The 18,778-nt window shown below is 69.9% G+C and carries 9 protein-coding genes; 5 read left to right on the top strand and 4 right to left on the bottom strand.

Translation table 11 applies throughout. The features are described 5' to 3' along the window. Positions 1 to 126 precede the first annotated feature (126 nt). From M3Q35_RS47270 to M3Q35_RS47285, 4 genes are all read left to right on the top strand, one after another. Positions 127 to 1,065, top strand: a complete 939-nt coding sequence (locus tag M3Q35_RS47270) for an NAD-dependent epimerase/dehydratase family protein (protein ID WP_273939181.1) — start codon at positions 127 to 129, stop codon at positions 1,063 to 1,065. Next, on the top strand, positions 1,062 to 2,930 hold the full coding sequence (locus M3Q35_RS47275) for an FAD/NAD(P)-binding protein (RefSeq protein ID WP_273939182.1): 1,869 nt from the start codon (positions 1,062 to 1,064) through the stop codon (positions 2,928 to 2,930). Before M3Q35_RS47270 ends, M3Q35_RS47275 begins: the two co-directional genes overlap by 4 nt. Beyond that, on the top strand, positions 2,927 to 4,267 hold the full coding sequence (gene pcaB / locus M3Q35_RS47280; protein WP_273939183.1) for a 3-carboxy-cis,cis-muconate cycloisomerase: 1,341 nt from the start codon (positions 2,927 to 2,929) through the stop codon (positions 4,265 to 4,267). The genes M3Q35_RS47275 and pcaB overlap by 4 nt, the downstream gene beginning before the upstream one ends. 131 nt (positions 4,268 to 4,398) lie before the next feature. Then, positions 4,399 to 8,439, top strand: coding sequence for a carboxypeptidase regulatory-like domain-containing protein (locus tag M3Q35_RS47285; RefSeq protein WP_273939184.1), 4,041 nt, complete (start codon positions 4,399 to 4,401; stop codon positions 8,437 to 8,439). Positions 8,440 to 8,487: 48 nt separating this feature from the next. On the opposite strand, the gene M3Q35_RS47290 is transcribed toward M3Q35_RS47285, so the two are convergent. Together M3Q35_RS47290 and M3Q35_RS47295 are read right to left on the bottom strand one after the other, a co-directional pair. Continuing rightward, a complete protein-coding gene (locus M3Q35_RS47290) occupies positions 8,488 to 9,288 on the bottom strand; it encodes a lysozyme (RefSeq protein WP_273939185.1) in 801 nt (266 codons plus the stop codon). A 548-nt stretch (positions 9,289 to 9,836) separates the two neighbouring features. Next, a complete protein-coding gene (locus M3Q35_RS47295; protein WP_273939186.1) occupies positions 9,837 to 13,829 on the bottom strand; it encodes a discoidin domain-containing protein in 3,993 nt (1,330 codons plus the stop codon). 208 nt (positions 13,830 to 14,037) lie between these two features. On the opposite strand from M3Q35_RS47295, the gene M3Q35_RS47300 reads away from it, so the two are divergent. Continuing rightward, on the top strand, positions 14,038 to 14,934 hold the full coding sequence (locus M3Q35_RS47300) for a patatin-like phospholipase family protein (RefSeq protein ID WP_273939187.1): 897 nt from the start codon (positions 14,038 to 14,040) through the stop codon (positions 14,932 to 14,934). Between the two features lie 4 nt (positions 14,935 to 14,938). On the opposite strand, the gene M3Q35_RS47305 is transcribed toward M3Q35_RS47300, so the two are convergent. After that, positions 14,939 to 15,772 carry an alkaline phosphatase family protein gene (locus M3Q35_RS47305; protein ID WP_273939188.1) on the bottom strand — a complete coding sequence of 278 codons (834 nt, stop codon included), beginning with the start codon at positions 15,770 to 15,772 and terminating at the stop codon, positions 14,939 to 14,941. Between the two features lie 1,077 nt (positions 15,773 to 16,849). Next, positions 16,850 to 18,679: an AfsR/SARP family transcriptional regulator gene (locus M3Q35_RS47310; protein WP_273939189.1), complete on the bottom strand. Its 1,830-nt coding sequence runs from the start codon at positions 18,677 to 18,679 to the stop codon at positions 16,850 to 16,852. Positions 18,680 to 18,778 lie beyond the last annotated feature (99 nt).

Here is an 18,778-nt window from a genome sequence, read left to right on the forward strand (position 1 = left end):
CCGAGATCCACGCCGGCTGGTCGGACGGGCTCGGCGTGACGCTGACCGAGAACAGGGCGACGGGCTGCCTGCGGCACGGGGATCCCGCGTGCCGCCTGCTGATGCGCGTCGGAGGAGAAGCTGATCATGCGGGTGTTGCTGGCCGGTGCGACCGGGGTGATCGGGCGGGAGCTGCTTCCTTTGTTACGCAAGGCCGGTCACCACGTGACCGCCCTTGCGCGCGGTGCGTCCCACGACGTGGACGCGGATGCCGTGGTCGCCGCGGACCTGTTGGACGGGCCCGGCTTGACGGCTGCCGTCGTCGAGGCGCGACCGGAAGTCGTTGTGCACCAGGTCACTGCATTGCGGCCGGTCAGCGGCGACACCCGCTGGGAAGTCTTCGGACGGACCGCGCACGTGCGCCGCGTCGGCACGGCCAACCTGGTCGACGCGGCCCGTGCCGCCGGCGCACGGCGGATCGTGGCGCAGAGCATCGCTTTCGCCACCGCGCCGGTCGGCGATCCCGTGTTGGACGAGAATGCGCCACTGTACGTCAATGCACCCGATGCCACCTGGGCGCTGACCGTGCAAGCCGTTGCGGCGCTGGAAGACACGGTGCTCGGGGCTGGTGACCTGTCGCCGATCGTGTTGCGGTACGGCAGTTTGTACGGGCAGTACACCCTGTACGACGCGAGCGGAGCCATCGGGCAGGCCGTGCACCTCGGTCGGCTGCCGCTGGTCGGCGACGGGGCCGGGCTGACGTCGTTCGTGACCGTACGAGACGCGGCCCTGGCCACCGTGCTGGCCGTCGACCACCCCACCACCGGCGTGTTCAACATCGTCGACGACCGGCCGGCGGCGGCGCGCGACTGGCTGCCCGGCTACGCCGACCTGCTCGGCGCGCCGGAACCCAAGCGGATCCCGGTCGACCTGGGGGAGCGGCTGCTCGGCTGGTACGGGGCGTACCAGCAGACCCGCCAGCGCGGCGCGTCCAACGCCAAAGCCCGCCTCGAGCTTGCCTGGAGGCCCACCGTGCCAACCTGGGCCGACGGTCTCTGCCAAGCCCTGCCGGAGGTTGCACGGTGAGGATCTGCATCATCGGCGCCGGTCCGCGCGGCACATCTGTGCTGGAACGGATCATCGCCAACCGCGACGCGCCCGTCGAGGTGCATCTGATCGACCCCTTCCCGCCGGGGGCGGGCAGTGTGTGGCGGATCAGCCAGTCCGACACGCTGCTGATGAACACGGTCGCGTCCCAGGTCAGCCTGTACACGGACGACAGCGTGGAGCTGGCCGGCCCGATCGTGCCGGGGCCGTCGCTGTACGAGTGGGCCCGTTCGGTCACCGGTGACCAGCCGGCGCACGTCCGCGACGAGATCGCCGCGCTGGGGCCGGACACGTACCCGAGCCGGGCGTTGTACGGCTACTACCTGGAGTGGGTGTTCACCCAGTTGCTCGCGGCGGCCGGCGACGTGTCCGTGACGGTGCACCGCGGCACCGCCGTCGCCGTCGACGACCAGCCCGACGGCCGGCAGACCGTTCGGCTCAAGAACGGGTCCACAGTGGACGACGCCGACGCCGTGGTGCTGGCGCTGGGGCACGGTCCGGTGGTGCTCACCGACGAGGAGACCCGGCTGCGGGACTTCGCCGCCGAGCGCGGGCTGACCTACATCGCACCGAGCAACCCGGCCGACCTGGACCTGTCCCGGATCGAGCCGGGGGAGAAGGTTGCGCTGCGCGGGCTGGGCCTGAACTTCTTCGACTACCTGGCCCTGTTCACCGAGGGCCGCGGCGGCCGCTACGAGCGCACCGACGACGGGCTGGTCTACCGCCCGTCCGGCCTGGAGCCGGCCATGTACGCCGGCTCGCGGCGCGGCGTCCCGCACCACGCCCGCGGTGAGAACCAGAAGGGCCCGGTCGGCCGGCACACGCCGGTTTTCCTGACGCCGCAGGTCATCGAGCGGTTGCGGCGGTCCGGTCGGGTCCGGTTCATGCGCGACGTGTGGCCGTTGATCGACAAGGAGGCCCGTGCCGTCTACTACGCGACGCTGCTGGCCGACCGGCTCGGTCCCGACCAGGTCGCGGAGTTCGCCAAGCTGTACCAGGAAGTCCTGGTTGCCGACGGCGATGACGGCGAGCTGCTGGCCCGGTTCGGCGTGGCCGAGACGGAACGGTGGAGCTGGGAGCGGATCGCCAAGCCGTACGGCGAGAAGGCGTTCGCCGACCAGGCCGACTACCAGCGCTGGCTGCTCGGCTACCTGCGCTCCGACGCGCGCGAGGCCAAGCGCGGCAACGTGTCCAGCCCGTTGAAAGCCGCACTCGACACGCTGCGCGATCTGCGCAACGAGATTCGCATGGTCGTCGACCACGGCGGCATCACCGGCGGCTCCTATCGGGACGAGCTGGCCCGCTGGTACACCCCGTTCAACGCCTTCCTGTCCATCGGCCCGCCGCTGCGCCGCATCGAGGAGATGACCGCGCTGCTGGAGGCCGACGTGCTGCGCGTGCTCGGGCCCGGCGTCCGGGTGTCGCTCGGCGAGACCTTCCTGGTCGACGCCACGTCCGTGCCGGCCCCGCCGATCGCCGTCACCACGCTCATCGAGGCCCGCATCCCCGACGTGGATCTCAACCGCAGCGCCAATCCGCTGCTGCGGTACCTCAAGGCCACCGGCCAGTGCCGGCCGTTCCACATTCCGGACGAGGGCGCGGAGTCGTTCGAGAGCGGCGGTGTCGCCGTCACCGCGCGGCCGTACCACGTGATCGACGCCGCCGACCGGCCGCATCCCGCCCGGTTCGCCTACGGCGTGCCCACCGAGTACGTTCACTGGGTGACCGCCGCCGGCATCCGCCCGGGCGTCGGCTCGGTGACGCTGGAGGACTCCGACGCCATCGCGCGGGCCGCGCTGGCCGTGCGGACCGTGCCGCTGGCGGACGTTGGGAGGCTGGCGTGACCGGTGCCGACTCCGGGCTGCTGGCCCCGACCTGGGCCGGCACGCCGGTGGCCGGGGAGACCGACGACGAGGCGTGGCTGCGGGCCATGGTCGACGTCGAGGCGGCGCTGGCCCGGGCCCAGGCCCGACTCGGCATCGTGCCCGACAGCGCGGCCAAGGCCATCTCCGCGGTGTCGTCGTCGCAGCTCGACGTCGTCCAGCTGGCCGCCGACTCCCGTGGGGCCGCCAACCCCGTCGTCGCCTTCGTGCCGGCGCTGATGAAGCTGGTGCCGCCGGAGGTCGCCGAGTACGTGCACCGGGGCTCCACCAGCCAGGACATTCTGGACAGCGCGGCCATGCTGGTCGTGCAGCGGGTTCGGTCGCTGGTGCTGGCCGACCTCCGGCGCTGTGCCGACGCGCTGGCCCGGCTGGCCGTCGACCACCGCTCGACCTTGATCGCTGGGCGGACCCTGACGCAGCACGCGGTGCCCACGACGTTCGGGCTGAAGGCCGCCGGCTGGTTGACGCTCGTGCTGGACGCGATCGAGCGGCTCGAGGCGTTGGTGTTGCCGGCCGAGCTGGCCGGCGCGGCCGGCACCCTTGCCGCGTATGTCGAGTACGGTCGGCTGGCCGGTGTCGGCGGCGGTGTCGAGCTGATCGGCCCGTTCGCCGAGGAGCTGGGGCTGGCCGAGCCGGTCGGCCCGTGGCACACCGCCCGGACCCCGATTCTCGATGTGGGCCACGCCCTTCAGTTCGTCGCCGGCGCGCTCGGCAAGATCGCCGTTGACGTGCAGGTGTTGTCCCGTACGGAGATCGGCGAGGTCGCCGAGCCCGCCGCCGATGGACGAGGCGCTTCGTCGGCCATGCCGCAGAAGCGAAATCCGGTGCTGGCCACGTTGATCGTCACTGCCGCGCGGCAGGTGCCCGCGCAGGTGTCGGTGCTGGCCGCCAGCATGGTTGCCGAGGACGAGCGTCCCGGCGGGGCCTGGCATGCCGAGTGGCAGACCCTTCGCGAGGCGCTCCGCCTGGTCGGCGGCGCGGCGTTCACCGCAGCGGAGTTGTTGGCGGGCTTGGAGGTCTTCCCCGAGCGCATGGCGGCCAACCTGGCATTGACCGGCGGCGCGATCGTCAGCGAGCGGCTCAATGTCGCCCTGGCGCCGGTGTTGGGCAAGGCGGCGGCCAAGAAGGTGCTTGCCGAGGCGGCTCGTGAGGCCGCGGCCAACGGAACGTCCCTGCGCGCGGCCCTGGCCGGCCGCATCGAGGTCGAACTGCCCCTGGACGAGCTGTTGGATCCCGCGCGCTACCTCGGCGACGCCGCGGCGCTCGTGGACCGGGTGTTGGCGCGGTACCACAACTAGGCTGTTCGGCCCCTTTTTCTGTCAAGCATCAAAATCTTGCGGGAAGCCGTCCGTATCTTGTCCGGTTTTACGCCCCGGCAGGGTGCGAAGATCCAGATCGTTGGCCGCCACGCCAGCGAAAGGACACACAGTTGCCCGCACTACGAACAGTGCTCGCGGTGGTGGCGACGGCCGTTGCCGCTGCGCTGACTCCGGTCGCGGCAGTGGCCGCAGCGCCCGCGCCGCCGACACCGCAGGCCGCCGAGCACGTCTGTCCGCAGAAGCCGAGACCGGGCGAGTTCACCTGCTTCGCCCTCCAGCGTACGGATGTCAAGGGCGCGGCCGGGGTGCACGCCAACGCGGCGCCGTCCGGGTTCGGCCCGAGCGACCTGGGAAGCGCTTACAACCTGCCGTCACAGACGGCCGGCGACGGCCAGACCGTGGCCATCGTCGACGCCTACGACTACCCGGACGCCGAGCAGGAGCTGGCGATCTACCGCCAGCAGTACGGACTGCCGGCCTGCACCACGGCCAACGGCTGCTTCCGCAAGGTGGACCAGCGCGGCGGCACCGCCTACCCGGCGCCGAACTCGAGCTGGCAGCACGAGGAAGCCCTGGACCTGGACATGGTGTCCGCGGTCTGCCCTCGCTGCCACATCCTGCTCGTCGAGTCGGACGACGCGCTGGCCACCAACATGGGCGCGGCGGTCAACCAGGCCGTCGCCATGGGCGCGAAGTTCGTCTCCAACAGCTACGGCGGCGATGAGGACCCGGCCGACCCGCAGTTCGACAGCGCCTACTACGACCACCCCGGCGTGGTCATGACCGTCAGCTCCGGCGACTACGGCTACGGCGTGGAATTCCCGGCCTCGTCGCCGCACGTCACGGCGGTCGGCGGCACCACGTTGCAGCGTGACGGCAGCACCCGTGGCTGGACCGAGTCGGCGTGGAACCACGCCGGCAGCGGCTGCTCGGCGTACGAGGCGAAGCCGGCATTCCAGCACGATTCGGGCTGCGCCAGGCGAACCGTCGCCGACGTGTCGGCGGTCGCCGACCTGAACACGCCGGTCGCGGTGTACGTGCAGGGCAACTGGGTGGTGATGGGCGGCACCAGCGTGTCCGCGCCGATCATCGCCGGTGTCTACGCCCTCGCCGGCGCGCCGTCGGCCGGCTCCTACCCGAACACGTTTCCGTACAAGGACTCTCGGGCCCTGTATGACGTGTCGGGCGGGGCCAACGGCCAGTGCACGCCGGCCTACCTGTGCCAGGGCGGCGCGGGCTACGACGGCCCGACCGGCCTCGGCTCGCCCAACGGCATCGCCGCGTTCACCGCCGGCCCGACCGGTTCGGTGACCGGCACGGTCACCGACAACACCGGGAAAGCGCTGTCCGGGGCCCAGGTCAAGGTCGGTGATCTGTCGGCCAACACCGACGCCGCCGGGCACTTCACGCTGGACGTGCCGGCCGGTACCTACAACGCCACGGCCAGCAAGTTCGGCTACCAGGACGCGTCGGCAAGCGGGGTGGCGGTCGGCGACGGCCAGACCGTGACGGCGAACTTCACCCTCGCGGTCATCCCGACGACCACGATTTCCGGTGTGGTGCGGGACGGTTCCGGTCACGGCTGGCCACTTGCGGCGCAGGTGCAGGTCGCCGGGCAGCCGACGACGGTGACGCACACCGACCCGGTCAGCGGCCGCTACGTGCTGACCGTGCCGCAGGGGGCGGCCTACACCGTGCAGGTCGATCCGTCCTATCCCGGCTATCTCCAGGACGCCCAACAGGTCCAGGTCGGCAAGGGCGCCGCCGGGCACGACGTGGCGATCAAGGTCGACCCGGTGACCTGCGGAGCGCCGGGGTACGGCAACAAGTTCAGCGGAGCCACCCAGTCGTTCGACGGATCGTCCACACCGGACGGATGGACCGTCGGCAATGCTGTGCCCGGCGCTCGGCCGTGGGAGTTCGACAACCCCGGCCATCGCGACAACGCCACCGGCGGCAGCGGCAACTTCGCCATCACCGAGAGCAACCTCGATGGCAGCGACCAGGACACCATGCTGACCAGCCCGGTGTACGACCTCAGCACGGCCACCAACCCGACGCTGACCTTCGACACCGACTTCGAGGCCTACGGCGACCTGATGACCGCCACCGCTGAGTACACAGTGGACGGTGGCGCGACCTGGACGCCGGTGTGGCAGCAGAAGACCCAGAACGTCACCGGCAAGCAGGTGCTGCCGCTGCCGGGGGCGGTCGGCAAGTCGGCCGTGCAGGTGCGCTTCCATTACGTGGAGCGGTCTTTCGGGTTCTGGTGGGAGGTCGACGACGTGGTCGTCGGCGACCACTCCTGCACGTTGACGCCCGGCGGCATCGTCACCGGCCACGTCACCGACAAGGTCGCGTCGGTGCCCCTGGCCGGCGCTTCGGTGACCAGTGTCGACCAGCCCACGGACAAGACCGTGACCGGGGCAGATGGCAGCTACTGGTTCTTCTCTACGCAGACCGGCACGCATCCGATCAGCGGTGCTGCGACGAACTATGTGACGGCCACCAAGTCCACGGTTGTCACGCCGGACAGTGTGACACCACAGGACTTTGCGCTGGACTCCGCGCGGCTGACCGTGAACACCACGGCGATCAGCAAGAGTGTTGCCTGGCAAGGAAACACGACCGCCACGGTCAAGGTGACCAACACCGGCACCGCGCCGGCCGACGTCCGCCTCGACCCGCGGCCGGGCGGCTACACCCCGGCCGCGCAGGTTTCCGCGCCGCTACAGAAGGTCAAGGGAAACTTCAGCACCGGTCCGTTGCTGGGCAAGGCATTGACCGCCGCGCCCAAGGACGTCTCGCCGTCCGCGGCGTCGTGGTCGACCGTCGCCGACTACCCGACGAAGATCATGGACAACGCGGCCGTCGCGGTGAACGGCAAGATCTACTCGTTCACCGGGCTCAACGGCACCGAGCTGACCACCAAGAACTACGTCTACGACCAGGGCACCCAGGCCTGGTCGCCGATCGCCGACATTCCGGAGGCCCGTGAGAACCCGTTCGCGGTGGCCATCGGGACCAAGGTCTACGTCGGCGGCGGTTGGGGCGTCACCGGTCCGCCCAACGGCGACCTGGACATCTACGACACCGCCAGCAACACGTGGAGCACCGGCGCTCCGATGCCCACGGCCTACTCGGCCATGGGCAGCGCGGTCGTCGGCGGCAAGGTCTACGTGGTCGGTGGCTGTCTGCAAAGTTCTTGCGGGGTCACCGATGTGCAGGTGTACGACCCGGTCATGAACACCTGGTCGGCCGGGCCGTCGCTGCCGATGCCGTTGAGCTGGACCAACTGCGGCATCATCGCCGGCACGCTGTACTGCGCCGGCGGGGCCAGCGGCCTCGACCAGGTCAGCGCCGGCTTCGGGCTCAACGTCAAGACCGGCGTATGGTCACCCATCGCCAGTCTTCCGGTGTCGGTGTTCGCGGCGTCCAGTACCGTCGCGAATGGACAGTTGTTGGTGTCGGGCGGCATTCAGGACGGCAGCCTGACCAACGCCGGCTACGCCTACGATCCGTCCACCAACACGTGGAACCCGTTGCCCAACGCCAATACCGCGTTGTTCCGTGGTGGCAGCGCCTGCGGGTTCTACCGGATCGGCGGCTCGATCGGCGGCTTCAGCCCGAGCACGCAGGACCAGCTGTTGCCCGGTTACGACCAGTGCGGCGAGTACGTGTCGATCCCGTGGATGTCCGTCACGCCAACCGATCCCGTGACGATCGCACCCGGCAAGTCGGCCAGCTTCACCGTGAAGCTGGACGCCGCGTCGCTGGCACAACCCGGCGTGTACACGGCTTCGCTGGAGGTCGCCGCTGTTGTGCCGCACCCGCTCGCGGCGATTCCCGTCACCTTCACGGTGAAGCCGCCCGCGACCTGGGGCAAGATCACCGGCACGGTGACCAGCGTCGCCTGCAAGGGCGGCACGCCGCCGATTCCGGGCGCGACCGTGCAGATCGACACGTGGGCGGCGTCGTACACGCTCAAGACCGACGCCGGCGGCAACTACGTGCTGTGGCTGGACAACCGGAACAACCCGCTGACGCTGATCGTCGCGCGGGACGGCTGGCAGCCGCAGACCCGGCAGGTGAAGATCGCCAAGGGCAAGTCGGTGACCGCCGATTTCGCCCTGAAACCGGTGTCCTGCTAGGCTTTCGCTGAGGAAGGCCCCCGCTGCCGGCGGGGGCCTTCCCTTGCCTCAGGCCGTGTTGTTGGCCAGTGCCAGCAGGCGCGTCGCCGAGCCGTTGAACTGGTCCTGATCGCCCGGGAAGGTGCCGCTGTCGGCGAACTGCCAGAACGTCCAGGTCGCCCAGCCCGCCGGCAGAGTGCCCGGGCTGGAGCTGTAGCGGGCGATGAACAGCGGGTTGGTGGAGCTCAGGCCGCTCCAGTTGCCCGTGCACTTCGTCCACCAGTCCGTGGTGGTGTAGACCGTGGCCCAGCGGGTCGTCCTGGCGTGCAGTTCGTTGTTGAAGGCCGTGATCCAGCTGCGCATCGAGGCCTGGGTCAGGCCGTAGCACTGGTCGCCGCTGGGGGCGTATTCGATGTCCAGCATGGGCGGCAGGGTCTTGCCGTCCTTGGACCAGCCGCCGCCGTGCGCGACGAAGTAGTCCGCCTGGGCCGCGCCGCCGGACAGGTTCGGGCGGGCGAAGTGGTAGGCGCCGCGGATCAGGCCCGCGTTGTAGGAGCCGTTGTACTGGTGGGCGAAGGTCGGGTCGGTGTACGTCGTGCCTTCGGTTGCCTTGACGTAGGCGAACTTCGCGCCCTTCGAGGCCACCGAGGCCCAGTCCACGTTGCCTTGGTAGTGGCTGACGTCCAGGCCCGGCAGGCCGGCCAGCGGTGCGAACCCGCTGCGGCCCCCTCCCTCGTGCTTGGCCACCTCCGAGCCCGCCCAGTGCAGGGCCGGGTCGTCCGGGTTCGTTGCCGCGTTCGCGGTGGCAGTGGTGGCTGTCGTGATGAGTAGCAGGCCGGCCAGCACGCCGGCGATTCGACTGGTGCGCATCTGCGACTCCCCAGGTCCGGCGCGGCCGGCAGGGGTGTGCGGCCGCGTTGATCGCATCGTGGCCGATCAGCAACGGCATGGCCAGAGTTTCGGTGAATTAGTCACCTTTCGAGGAAGGTGATATCTACATGCTAGAGTGGCAGTATCACTCGCGAGCAGGGGAGGTGCCGTGGCCGAGCGCAAGGGCGTGCTGCTCAGGTTGGACCCCGCCGTCCACGACGCCCTGGCCCGTTGGGCCGCGGACGAGCTGCGCAGCACCAACGCCCAGATCGAGTTCCTGCTCCGCAAGGCCCTCGTCGATGCCGGCCGCATGCCCTCGGGCGTCGGCGGCATCCCCGAAGGGGCCGTCCGCCCAAAGACCAGACCTGAACCCCCGCGAGTCCCGGTCAGCGTCAGGGTGAGTTGCGCGTTTGGGGTGAACCCCCGCGAGTCACGCTCTCGGGCGCCGAGGCGAGTTCCGCCCTCGGGCATTACCCGGCGTGGTGCGTAGCTGGGTGGGCCCGAGGGCGGAACTCTCCTGCCCGAGAGCGTGACTCGCGTGGGCGGTGCTAGTTGCGGTTGACGGTGAACGTGCTGGTCGTGTTCCTGATGTCGATGAAGTTGTTGGACAGCTTCAGATTGGTGAACGTGGCCGAGCCGACGGCCGGGCCCTGGCCGGCTTCGGGGAGCTCGTTGGCCCAGATGCCGAAGCCGGACTTGGCGTTGTAGGCGTCGCCGGACTGCTGCGCGCCGCTGATGGACACGTTGGTCAGGACGGTGTCGGTGATGGGCTGCAACGGCGCCCCGCCGACGTAGTCGGTCTGGAACATGATGCCGCTGTAGGTCGGATTGACGATGTCGACATCGCTGACGCGAATGCCCTGGAACTTCTGGTTGGCGGAGAACATCCAGATGCCGGGGAAGGTCTGCGCGCCCCAGAAGTGGCCGCCGGCCCGGACGATGGAGACGTTCTGGATGGTGGTGGGATCGGGACCGAAGTCCTTCATGGGGTAGCCGAAGTTCAAGCTGCTCACGGTGATGCCGGCGTAGGTGAGCATGTCGGCCACGTACAGGTTGCGGAACGTGTTGTCCTCGCCGCCGTAGACGGCGAAGCCGGCGGCCCGCCAGGTGAGCACGGCGGTGAGGTTCTCGAACACGTTGCCGGTCTCGTTGCCGCCGCCGGCATCGGTGGCGGCGAACATCGCGAAGCTGTCGTCACCGGTCGACCGGGCCTCGTCGTTGACGATGTGGTTGTTGGAACTGCCGTTGGTCATGTTCACGCCATCGGCGAAGGTGTCCCGGATCCGCGAGTTGGAAATGGTGATGTTCTGGACGTTCTGGCCCCAGAACAGGCACATCTGGTGCTCGATCCAGATGTTGTCCAACGTGATGTTGGAGACGTTGGTCATGTTGAAGACCTTGCCCGGGCCGTCCTGCCGGCTGTTCCAGTTGCCGAAGAACGCCATGCCGGACACCTTGGAACCGTTGGCGCTGCTCTGGATGTCGATGCCGACGTCGGTGTTGGTCTGGCCGCTCGGCGACAGGAACCGGGTGTACCACGGCCCGGCGCCGACGACGGTGATCGCCTTGCCGTAGATGGTCATCTTGGAGCTGATCGAGTAGTCGCCGGTCGGCAGGTACACGCCGGTGAGCGTGGTGTCCTGGCGCACCTTGTCGAACGCGGCCTGCACGTCCTGCTGGGTGAAACCGGCGGGCACGGCGTAGTGCGCGGGATCCGGGTTCGCCTGTGCGGTGGCCAGTTCCAGGTTGATGAAGTCGATCGCGAAGTTGCCGGCGTTCGACGCGTCCTTCTGGAGCTTGATCTTGTGACCGGCCGGCACGGTGGTGCCGAGCAGCACGTTGGCCTCGTCGTAGATGTGCCGCGGCGCACCGGCACCGGGGTCGTTGCCGGGTGACGCCTCGGCGCCGTACAGCCACGCGTACTGCGAGGTCAGGCTGATCGGCTTGAGCAGAGTGCCGTCCACGTAGATGTCCAAAGTGGACGAAGTGCCGTCGGGGATGGAGAACCGGGTGACGAGGGTGTTGGTGGCCTCACGGGTGGTGAACTCGACCGAGGAGCCGGTGGAGTTCAGCGTGACGGCCTGCCGGCCGGACGCCTCGCCGGCGAGGTCGCCGATCGTCCGATTAGGACTGAGCACGGCCGCGCCGCCGCCGAGCACACCGGATTCCGCCTCGTACGAGTCGTACGGCATGTTGGCGCCGCGTCCCACGAACAGGCTGGACGTGCTGGTGTTGTTGCCCTGCTTGACCGGCAACTCGTTGGCGTCGTTGGCCACCGTCGTGGTGACGGTGTAGTTGCCGTTGGCCGCGGTCCAACTCCCGACATTCACCGGGCTGGCCGTCGCGCCGGCGTTGATCACACCGCTGACCGAGCCGGTCAGCGTCGCCACCGTGGAACCGTTGGAGGAGACCGTGACGGTGATGCCGTGCGCCCCACCAGCCGACGCGATGGTGCCCTGGTTCTTCACCGTCACCGAGAACTGCACCGGGTTGCCCGCCGACGGGTTGCTCGGCGTCCAGTTCGTGGTGGCCACCAGGTCGCTGCTCTGCACCGGTGTGACCACGAGCGCGGTCGGGTTGGTGTAGGAGTTGTTGGCCTCGTTCTGCTCGATGACCTTGTTGGACTCGTCCACCTTGGCGGTCAGCTGGTACGAGCCGGCGTCGCGGGTGCCGATGGACGCGGACACGGTGCTGGACGCGCCCGCGGCCAATGCGCCGACCGATGCGGTGCCGACCTTGGTGGTGCCGAGGTAGAAGTTGACGTCGGTCGCGCCGGCCGGCAGCGTACCGGCGTTCTTGACGGTGGCGCTGGCCGTGATCGAGTCGGTCTCGACCGGCGACGCCGGCGTCCACGACGACCCGGTGACGGTCAGGTCCGGGTTGGGCGCGGGCACGCCGAACACCTGGAACTCGGCCGCCTGACCGCCGCCCGCGCCGGAGTTCGCGGTGAACTTCAGCTGCACGTCGGCGACGCGCGCGGACACCGGGATGGTGACCGTGTTGCCGGAGGCCGGATCGAACGCGTACGACTTCGCGGCGACCAGGCTGGTGAAGCCGGTGGCGCTCTGCTCGCGGCCCAGCACCTCGATGGTCTGCGTGCGCGGACCCCAGATGCTGGCCGGGTTCAGCTTCACCACAACGGAACTGGTGTCCGCGTTGGACCCCAGCTGGGTGGTCAGCGTCTGCGGGTACGTGCCGCCGGCGCCCTCCCAGTAGGTGGTGACGTCGTTGTCGTTGGCGTTGGTGGCGACGAAGTTCAGCGTCGTCGAAGAGGCAGTGATCGGCTTGCCCACGGCCAGGTTCGTGCCGGGGTCGCCGGTGCCGCTGCCGGTCCGCGTAACGCTGTTGCTGTTACCCGACTGGTTGCCGGCGGCGTCGTGCGCCCGCACGAAGTACGTGACGGTCGCGGTGTCGGGCTGGCTGTCGGTGTAGGTCAGCGTGGTGCCGGAAACGCTGGTGCGCAACGAGTTGTTGGCGTAGACGTCGTAACCGGTGACGCCGACGTTGTCGGTCGAGGCGTTCCAGGTCAGCTTGATCTGCCCGGAAGCCGGCTGCGTGTAGGCCAGTGCGGAAGGCGCGGTCGGCGGCTGCGTGTCGCCGCTGCTCGGGCCGTACACCTCGAACTCCGAGACCTGACCGGCCGGCCATCCCGTGTTGCCGGTGATGTTCAGCCGCAGGTACCGGGTGGTGACCGGGGTGTAGTTGATCGTCACGGTGTTGTTGGACGCCGGGTCGAAGGTGTAGCCGGCGGACGCGACGAGCTGCGAGAAGGTGCTGCCGTCGGTGCTGCCCTGCACGGACAGCGTCTGGGTGCGCGCGCCCCAGTTCGCGGTCGGCAGCTTGAGCACGATCTGCGTGCTGCTCACCGACGCCCCGAGGTCGACCTGCAACCACTGCGGGAAGGCATTGTTGGTGCTCTCCCAGTAGGTGCCCTGGTTGCCGTCGTTGGCGTTGCCGGGCGCGTAGTTCTGCACGTAGCCGCTGGAGCTCATGGCCTTGCCGGCGGCCAGGTTGGTGGCGTCGACGGCGGCCGGCACGGCCTCGAGGTCGGACAGCTGGGCCTGCGAGCCGGCCGAGTTGTCGGTGATCTCGACGCGGAGGTAGCGCGTGAGCTGGGTGCCGAAGTCGACCCGGACCGTGTTGTCGGACTTGGGATCGAAGGTGTACTTCTTCGAGCCGGCCAGGGTGCTGTAGCCCTTGCCGTCATCGCTGCCTTGGACGGACAGCGTCTCGGTGCGGCTGGCCCAGCCGGCCGGCACCTTCATCACCACGCCGCCGATGCGGCTGATCTTGCCCAGGTCGACCTGCGCCCACTGCGGGAACGCGGAGCCGGAGCTCTGCCAGTACGAGTTCTGGTCGGCGTCGGCGATCTTGCTGGCCGGCTGACCGGTGGTGGCGCTGCTGGCCGTGACGGTCGGGGACGTCCCGGCGGGTAAGGCGGTGGTCGGCGCGCTCGCGGCGAGCGCGGGCCCGCCCATCGCGAGCAGGGCGAGACCGAGCAGCGCGGCTGCCAGTCTCGGCGCAGGTCGGGGTGCGCTCATCGAGTGGTCTACCTCTCGTCCGGCGGCAGGGGTGATGGCGAGAAGGCCGGTTCTTCCGGCTTGATGCCAGAAATTAACGGCACACTATTCAGTTTTTGCGTGACAGGACTCACAGCGTTACAGAAACGTGTCGACCTCGTCAACGGCCAGTTGAGGCCACGCGGGGCCGCTCCCGGCGGCCGGACGGGTGAGCTGGCACGATGCGGCGGTGGATCGGATCCTGTTGCCCGCCCCGGTCGGCTTCGTGCTCGGCGGCGGTGGCAGCCTCGGCGCGATCCAGGTCGGCATGCTGCGGGCGCTCGCCGAGCGCGGCATCGCCCCCGACCTGGTCACCGGCACGTCCGTGGGCTCGGTGAACGGCTCGCTGGTCGCACTCGACCCCGAGCACGCCGCCGACCGGCTCACCGAGATGTGGGCCGGGATGACGCGGGCGCGCGTGTTTCCCGGCGGGCCGTTGGCCCAGCTGCGCACGCTGCGCCGCGAGCGCACGTACCTGTTTCCCAACACCGGACTGGTCGACGTGCTGACCGAGGGTCTTGGCGGCGCAACGGACTTCGCCGAGCTGGCACTGCCGTTCGGGGCCGTCGCGGTCGACGCCGTGACCGGGCTGCCGGTGCTGATGACGTCCGGCGAGCTCGTGCCGGCCATCGTCGCGTCGGCGGCGATCCCGGGCATCTACCCGCCGGTGCGCCGGGAGGACCGGGTGCTCTACGACGGCGGCGTGCTGGCCAACGTGCCGATCCGGCAGGCGCTGGCCATGGGCGCGAAGTCGTTGGTGGTGCTGGATTGCACGTTCCCCGGGCACCTGCCCGAGGTGCCCGGCACGCTGGCCGAGACGCTGTTGTTCTGGGCCACGCTGGGCATGCGCAACCAGGCCGTGCTGGAGGCTGATCTTGCCGCCGGGGCCGTGCCCGTGGTGTATCTGCCGGGCGCACCCGTGCAGGCCGTCACGCCACTCGACTTCGGCCACACCGCCGACCTGATCGAGTCGTCCTACCTGGCGTCCAAGGACTTCCTTGCCGGCGTGGAGATCACCGGTCCCGGACTGTACGGCGGCCCGGCCGGCGCACCCGACGGGGTGGCCGAACCGGGCCGGCAGAGCTGAGCGGTCAGCCCCAGATGTCGGTGATCGGCGTGGCGTTGGCCGCCGCGCCGGCGTGGGGGAGGCCGTAGGCGTCCTCGATGGTGCGCAGGACGCTGTAGTGGTTGATCTTCTCGGTGTAGGTGCCGGTCTTCACGCCGGCGCCGGTGATGATGGTGGGGATGATGTTGGCGGTGGTGTTGTCGTCCTCGTCGAAGGTGAGCACGAAGACGGAGTTGTGCGTCTTGGCCCACTGGATGTAGGCGTCGAGGTGGGACTTGAGCCAGGTGTCGCCCTGCTTGACGGTGCCGTCGTGCATGTCGTCCTGGAGGTTGGGCACGACGAACGACACGGCGGGCAGCTTGGTGAAGTCGGTGGGGAACTTGGTGAAGCGCAGGTTGGCCGAAGCGGGCACGTCGGCGAAGTCGGACCACGGGTTGTGCTTGCGGGCGTAGGTGCCGGAGGTGCAACCGGTGTAGCCGTCGCTGGGCATGCTCTCCGAATAGCCGGCGAAACCGATACCGGCCGCCAACGCCTGGCCGCCGAGGTCGGCGGTGGTGAAGGCCTTCTTGGGACACGTGTCGTTGGTGACGCCCTGGGTGCTGCCGGAGAACAGCGCCAGGTAGTTGGGCTGGCTGGGGTGGGTCTCGGCGTGCGAGTTGGTGAAGTTGGCCCCGGACTTGGACAAACCGGTGATGTACGGCGCGTTGGCGTTGCCGACGATCTCACCCTGGGCGTGGTTCTCCTCGATCACGACGAGAATGTGGTCCGGGTGGGGGACGGCGGCCGCGGAAGCGGTACCGGGCAACAGGAAGGCCGCGGAGAGGGTGGCGGCGGAAACGAGCGGGATGAATCGGCGCATCGAACGCTCCTCGTAGTCGGCTTGCCGCGTACGGTAAGCGCGTTCCGCGCCGGCTGGGAACCGCCCGCTTTTCACAGACGGTCCCCAGCCCGTGAACGTGGGAGTCCACTGTGGACGAAGTGCGCCGGGTCCATGGCCGGCCGAGGAGTGCTCACGGCCAAGGCGACGGCTTGCCCCAAGGTCATGGCCCGCCCCTCGCCGAACAGCCGGTCGAACGTGTCCCGACCGAGCTCGGCGCCTGCTGTCCCGGCGGCCGGCCGGCGCGACCGCCGGACGTTGTCCGCGATCGTCGACGGCCCGCCGTGCTCCATGAGCCGGGCGGCCGCGCCGGCCAGCCGAGCGGACCGCTCCGGTTGGCCGGTGTTGGCCGCGGTGATGCTCAGTTGGTGCAACGCCCATGTCATGCCGGAACCGGAACCGGAGCCGAGCCGGCTCATGATCCGGACCGCCTCGCGGACCAGCCGCTCGGACCGTTGCCACTCACCGAGTTGGATCAACACGGAGCCGCGGTGGACCAGTGTGCTGGCCAGCCCCCAGGTCGCGCCGGCCTTGCGGACCTCGACCTCCAGCTCGGCCAGCGCCTGGTCGGCTTCCCTACGCTGGTCCAACACCATGGTCACCTGGGCCTGCACGGCCCGGGTGACCGCCGGCCGGCCGACCTGGCGCAGTGCTGCCTCCGCCTCGTCGAACAGCGCCTCGGCCAGTTCGTTGTCCGCCGCCGATCTCGCCACGTGGCCACGAAACAGCAGCGCCATCGCGAGCGTCGGGGGATCGGCGTCCAGTCGTGCGAGTCCGACGGCCTGGTCGGCAACGCGGATCGCGTGCTCGCTGTCGCCTCCGTGCGACGCGTAGCCGTAGACCGCGAGCACGCCGGCCCGCGCTCGGGGGCTGAGCGAGTCGTCGTTGCCGGCCAACACCTCATCGGCCCACTGCCGGTACTCCGCGACGTGGCCCACCATGATCCAGTACGTCGGAAGGTCCAGAATGGCCGCGCACCGGTCCAGTTCGCCCTGCTCGAGCCGCCAGCGCAGCGCTGCTCGCAGGTTGTCCCGCTCCCACCGCAGCCGGTCGAACCACTCATCGTGGTCCGGACCGCCTACGCCCTGGCGGGCTGCCGCGACGAAGGACTCGATGTGGACCGCGTGCCGCTCCTTGGCCTCGGTCAGGACGCCGGACGCCGCCGCTCGGGCGACGGCGAAGACCCGGACCGTTTCCAGCAGGGCGAAACGGGTGTCCGTGGTGCGGACGATCATGCTGGCATCCAGCAGCCCGCCGAGCAGCCGCCACGCGGTCGTCAGGTCGAGGCGGGCGACGGCGGCCGCCGCCGGCGCGGTCCAGCCGCCGGCGAACACCGATACGGCACACAGCATCGACTGCTCGTCGGCAGTCAGTAGGTCGTAGCTCCAGGCGATCGCCGCCCGCAGCGACCGGTGTCGGCCCGGTGCGTCGCGGGCCCCCGCCGCCCAGCAGGTCGTGCGACCGCTCCAGCTGGTGGAGCAACGCGGCCGGCGGCAGCAACCGGGTGCGGGCAGCGGCGAGTTCGATCCCCAGCGGGAGTCGGTCGACACAGCGGCAGATCGCGTCGACCACGGCCGGATCGTGGCCGACGCGGGCAGAGCCGGCCTGCCTCGCCCGTTCGTCGAACAGCTCGGCCGCGGAGCGGGAGTCCAGGGGCGTCACCGACCACACGTGCTCGCCGGTCAGCCGCAGTGGCGCACGGCTGGTGGCCAGCACCGTGAGCCCGGGCGCGACGTCCAGCAGCCACGCGATGTCCGGCCCGGCGTCCACCAGGTGTTCGACGTTGTCGATCAGCAGCAGCAGCAGTTTCCGGTCCCGCAGGCGCGCCCGTAGGGCGGTGCGAAGCTGAGCACCGTCGGTCTCCCTGATCGCCAGGCTGCTGGCGATGGTCGGCAGCACCAGGTTCGGGTCGTCCACCGGTGCCAGCGACACGACCACGACGCCGTCGGCGACGTGCTGCGCACACTGCCGGGCGGCCTCGGTGGCCAGCCGCGTCTTGCCGACGCCACCGGGTCCGGTCAATGTCAGCAGCCGCGCGTCGCCCGTCGTCAGCCGGTCGACGATTTCGGCCACGTCGTGGTCACGGCCGACCAGCCGGGTGCGCTGCGCCGGCACCGGTGTGCCGGGATCCGCACGGCGCGGTGCGACCGGGTCGAGGGCGCGGTCGTCGCGCAGGATGGCCAGCTCGAGTCGCCGGAGCTCGGCCCCGGGATCGATACCCAGTTCCTCGGCCAACAGGGCACGAGTGCGCTGTGCGGCGTCCAACGCTCGGCTGGTCTGACCGCTGCGGTGCAGCGCGAGCATCAGCTGGCCGATCAGCCGCTCCCTGGTCGGGTGGGCGTCGGCCACCGAGGTGAGCTCACCGAGGACCTGCTGATGGCCGCCCAGCCGGAGAATCCCGTCGAACCGGTCCTCCATGGCGGTCAGCCGGGTCTGCTCAAGGCCACCGCACAAGCGCTCGCGGACCTCCGAGGACGCGGTGTCGGCCAGCGCCGGTCCCGTCCACAGCAGCAATGCCTGGTCCAGCCGGGTCACCCGGGTCTGATCGTCGGTCGCCGCCCGGGCCTTGGCGACGCCGTCGACGAACCGGTGCACGTCGATCTGCCGCGGATCGGCTCGCAGCGCGTAGCCCACGCCGTCGGTGGAGATCGTCATGTCCGGGTCGCCGGCCAGTATCGAGCGGAGATTGGACACCAGCACGTGCACCGCGTGTGTGGCGCGGCGCGGCGGATCCGCCGGCCACAACCATTCGACCAGCCGCTGCAACGGCACCACCCGGTTCACGTCCCATGCCAGCACGGCGAGGACGAGACGCTGTTGGCGCGGCCCGAGGTTCACCACCGTGTCCCCGACCCGAGCCCGCACCGGTCCCAGCAACAGCAACTCCACGCACACCCCCATGTGAGCACTGGTCACTGACAGCAGCATGCCGGCCGCGGCTGATCGCTCAAACCGCGTTCCGACCGCGGGCTGACTTGGCTCTGAGTG

Source organism: Kutzneria chonburiensis (genome assembly GCF_028622115.1).
Classification (GTDB): domain Bacteria; phylum Actinomycetota; class Actinomycetes; order Mycobacteriales; family Pseudonocardiaceae; genus Kutzneria; species Kutzneria chonburiensis.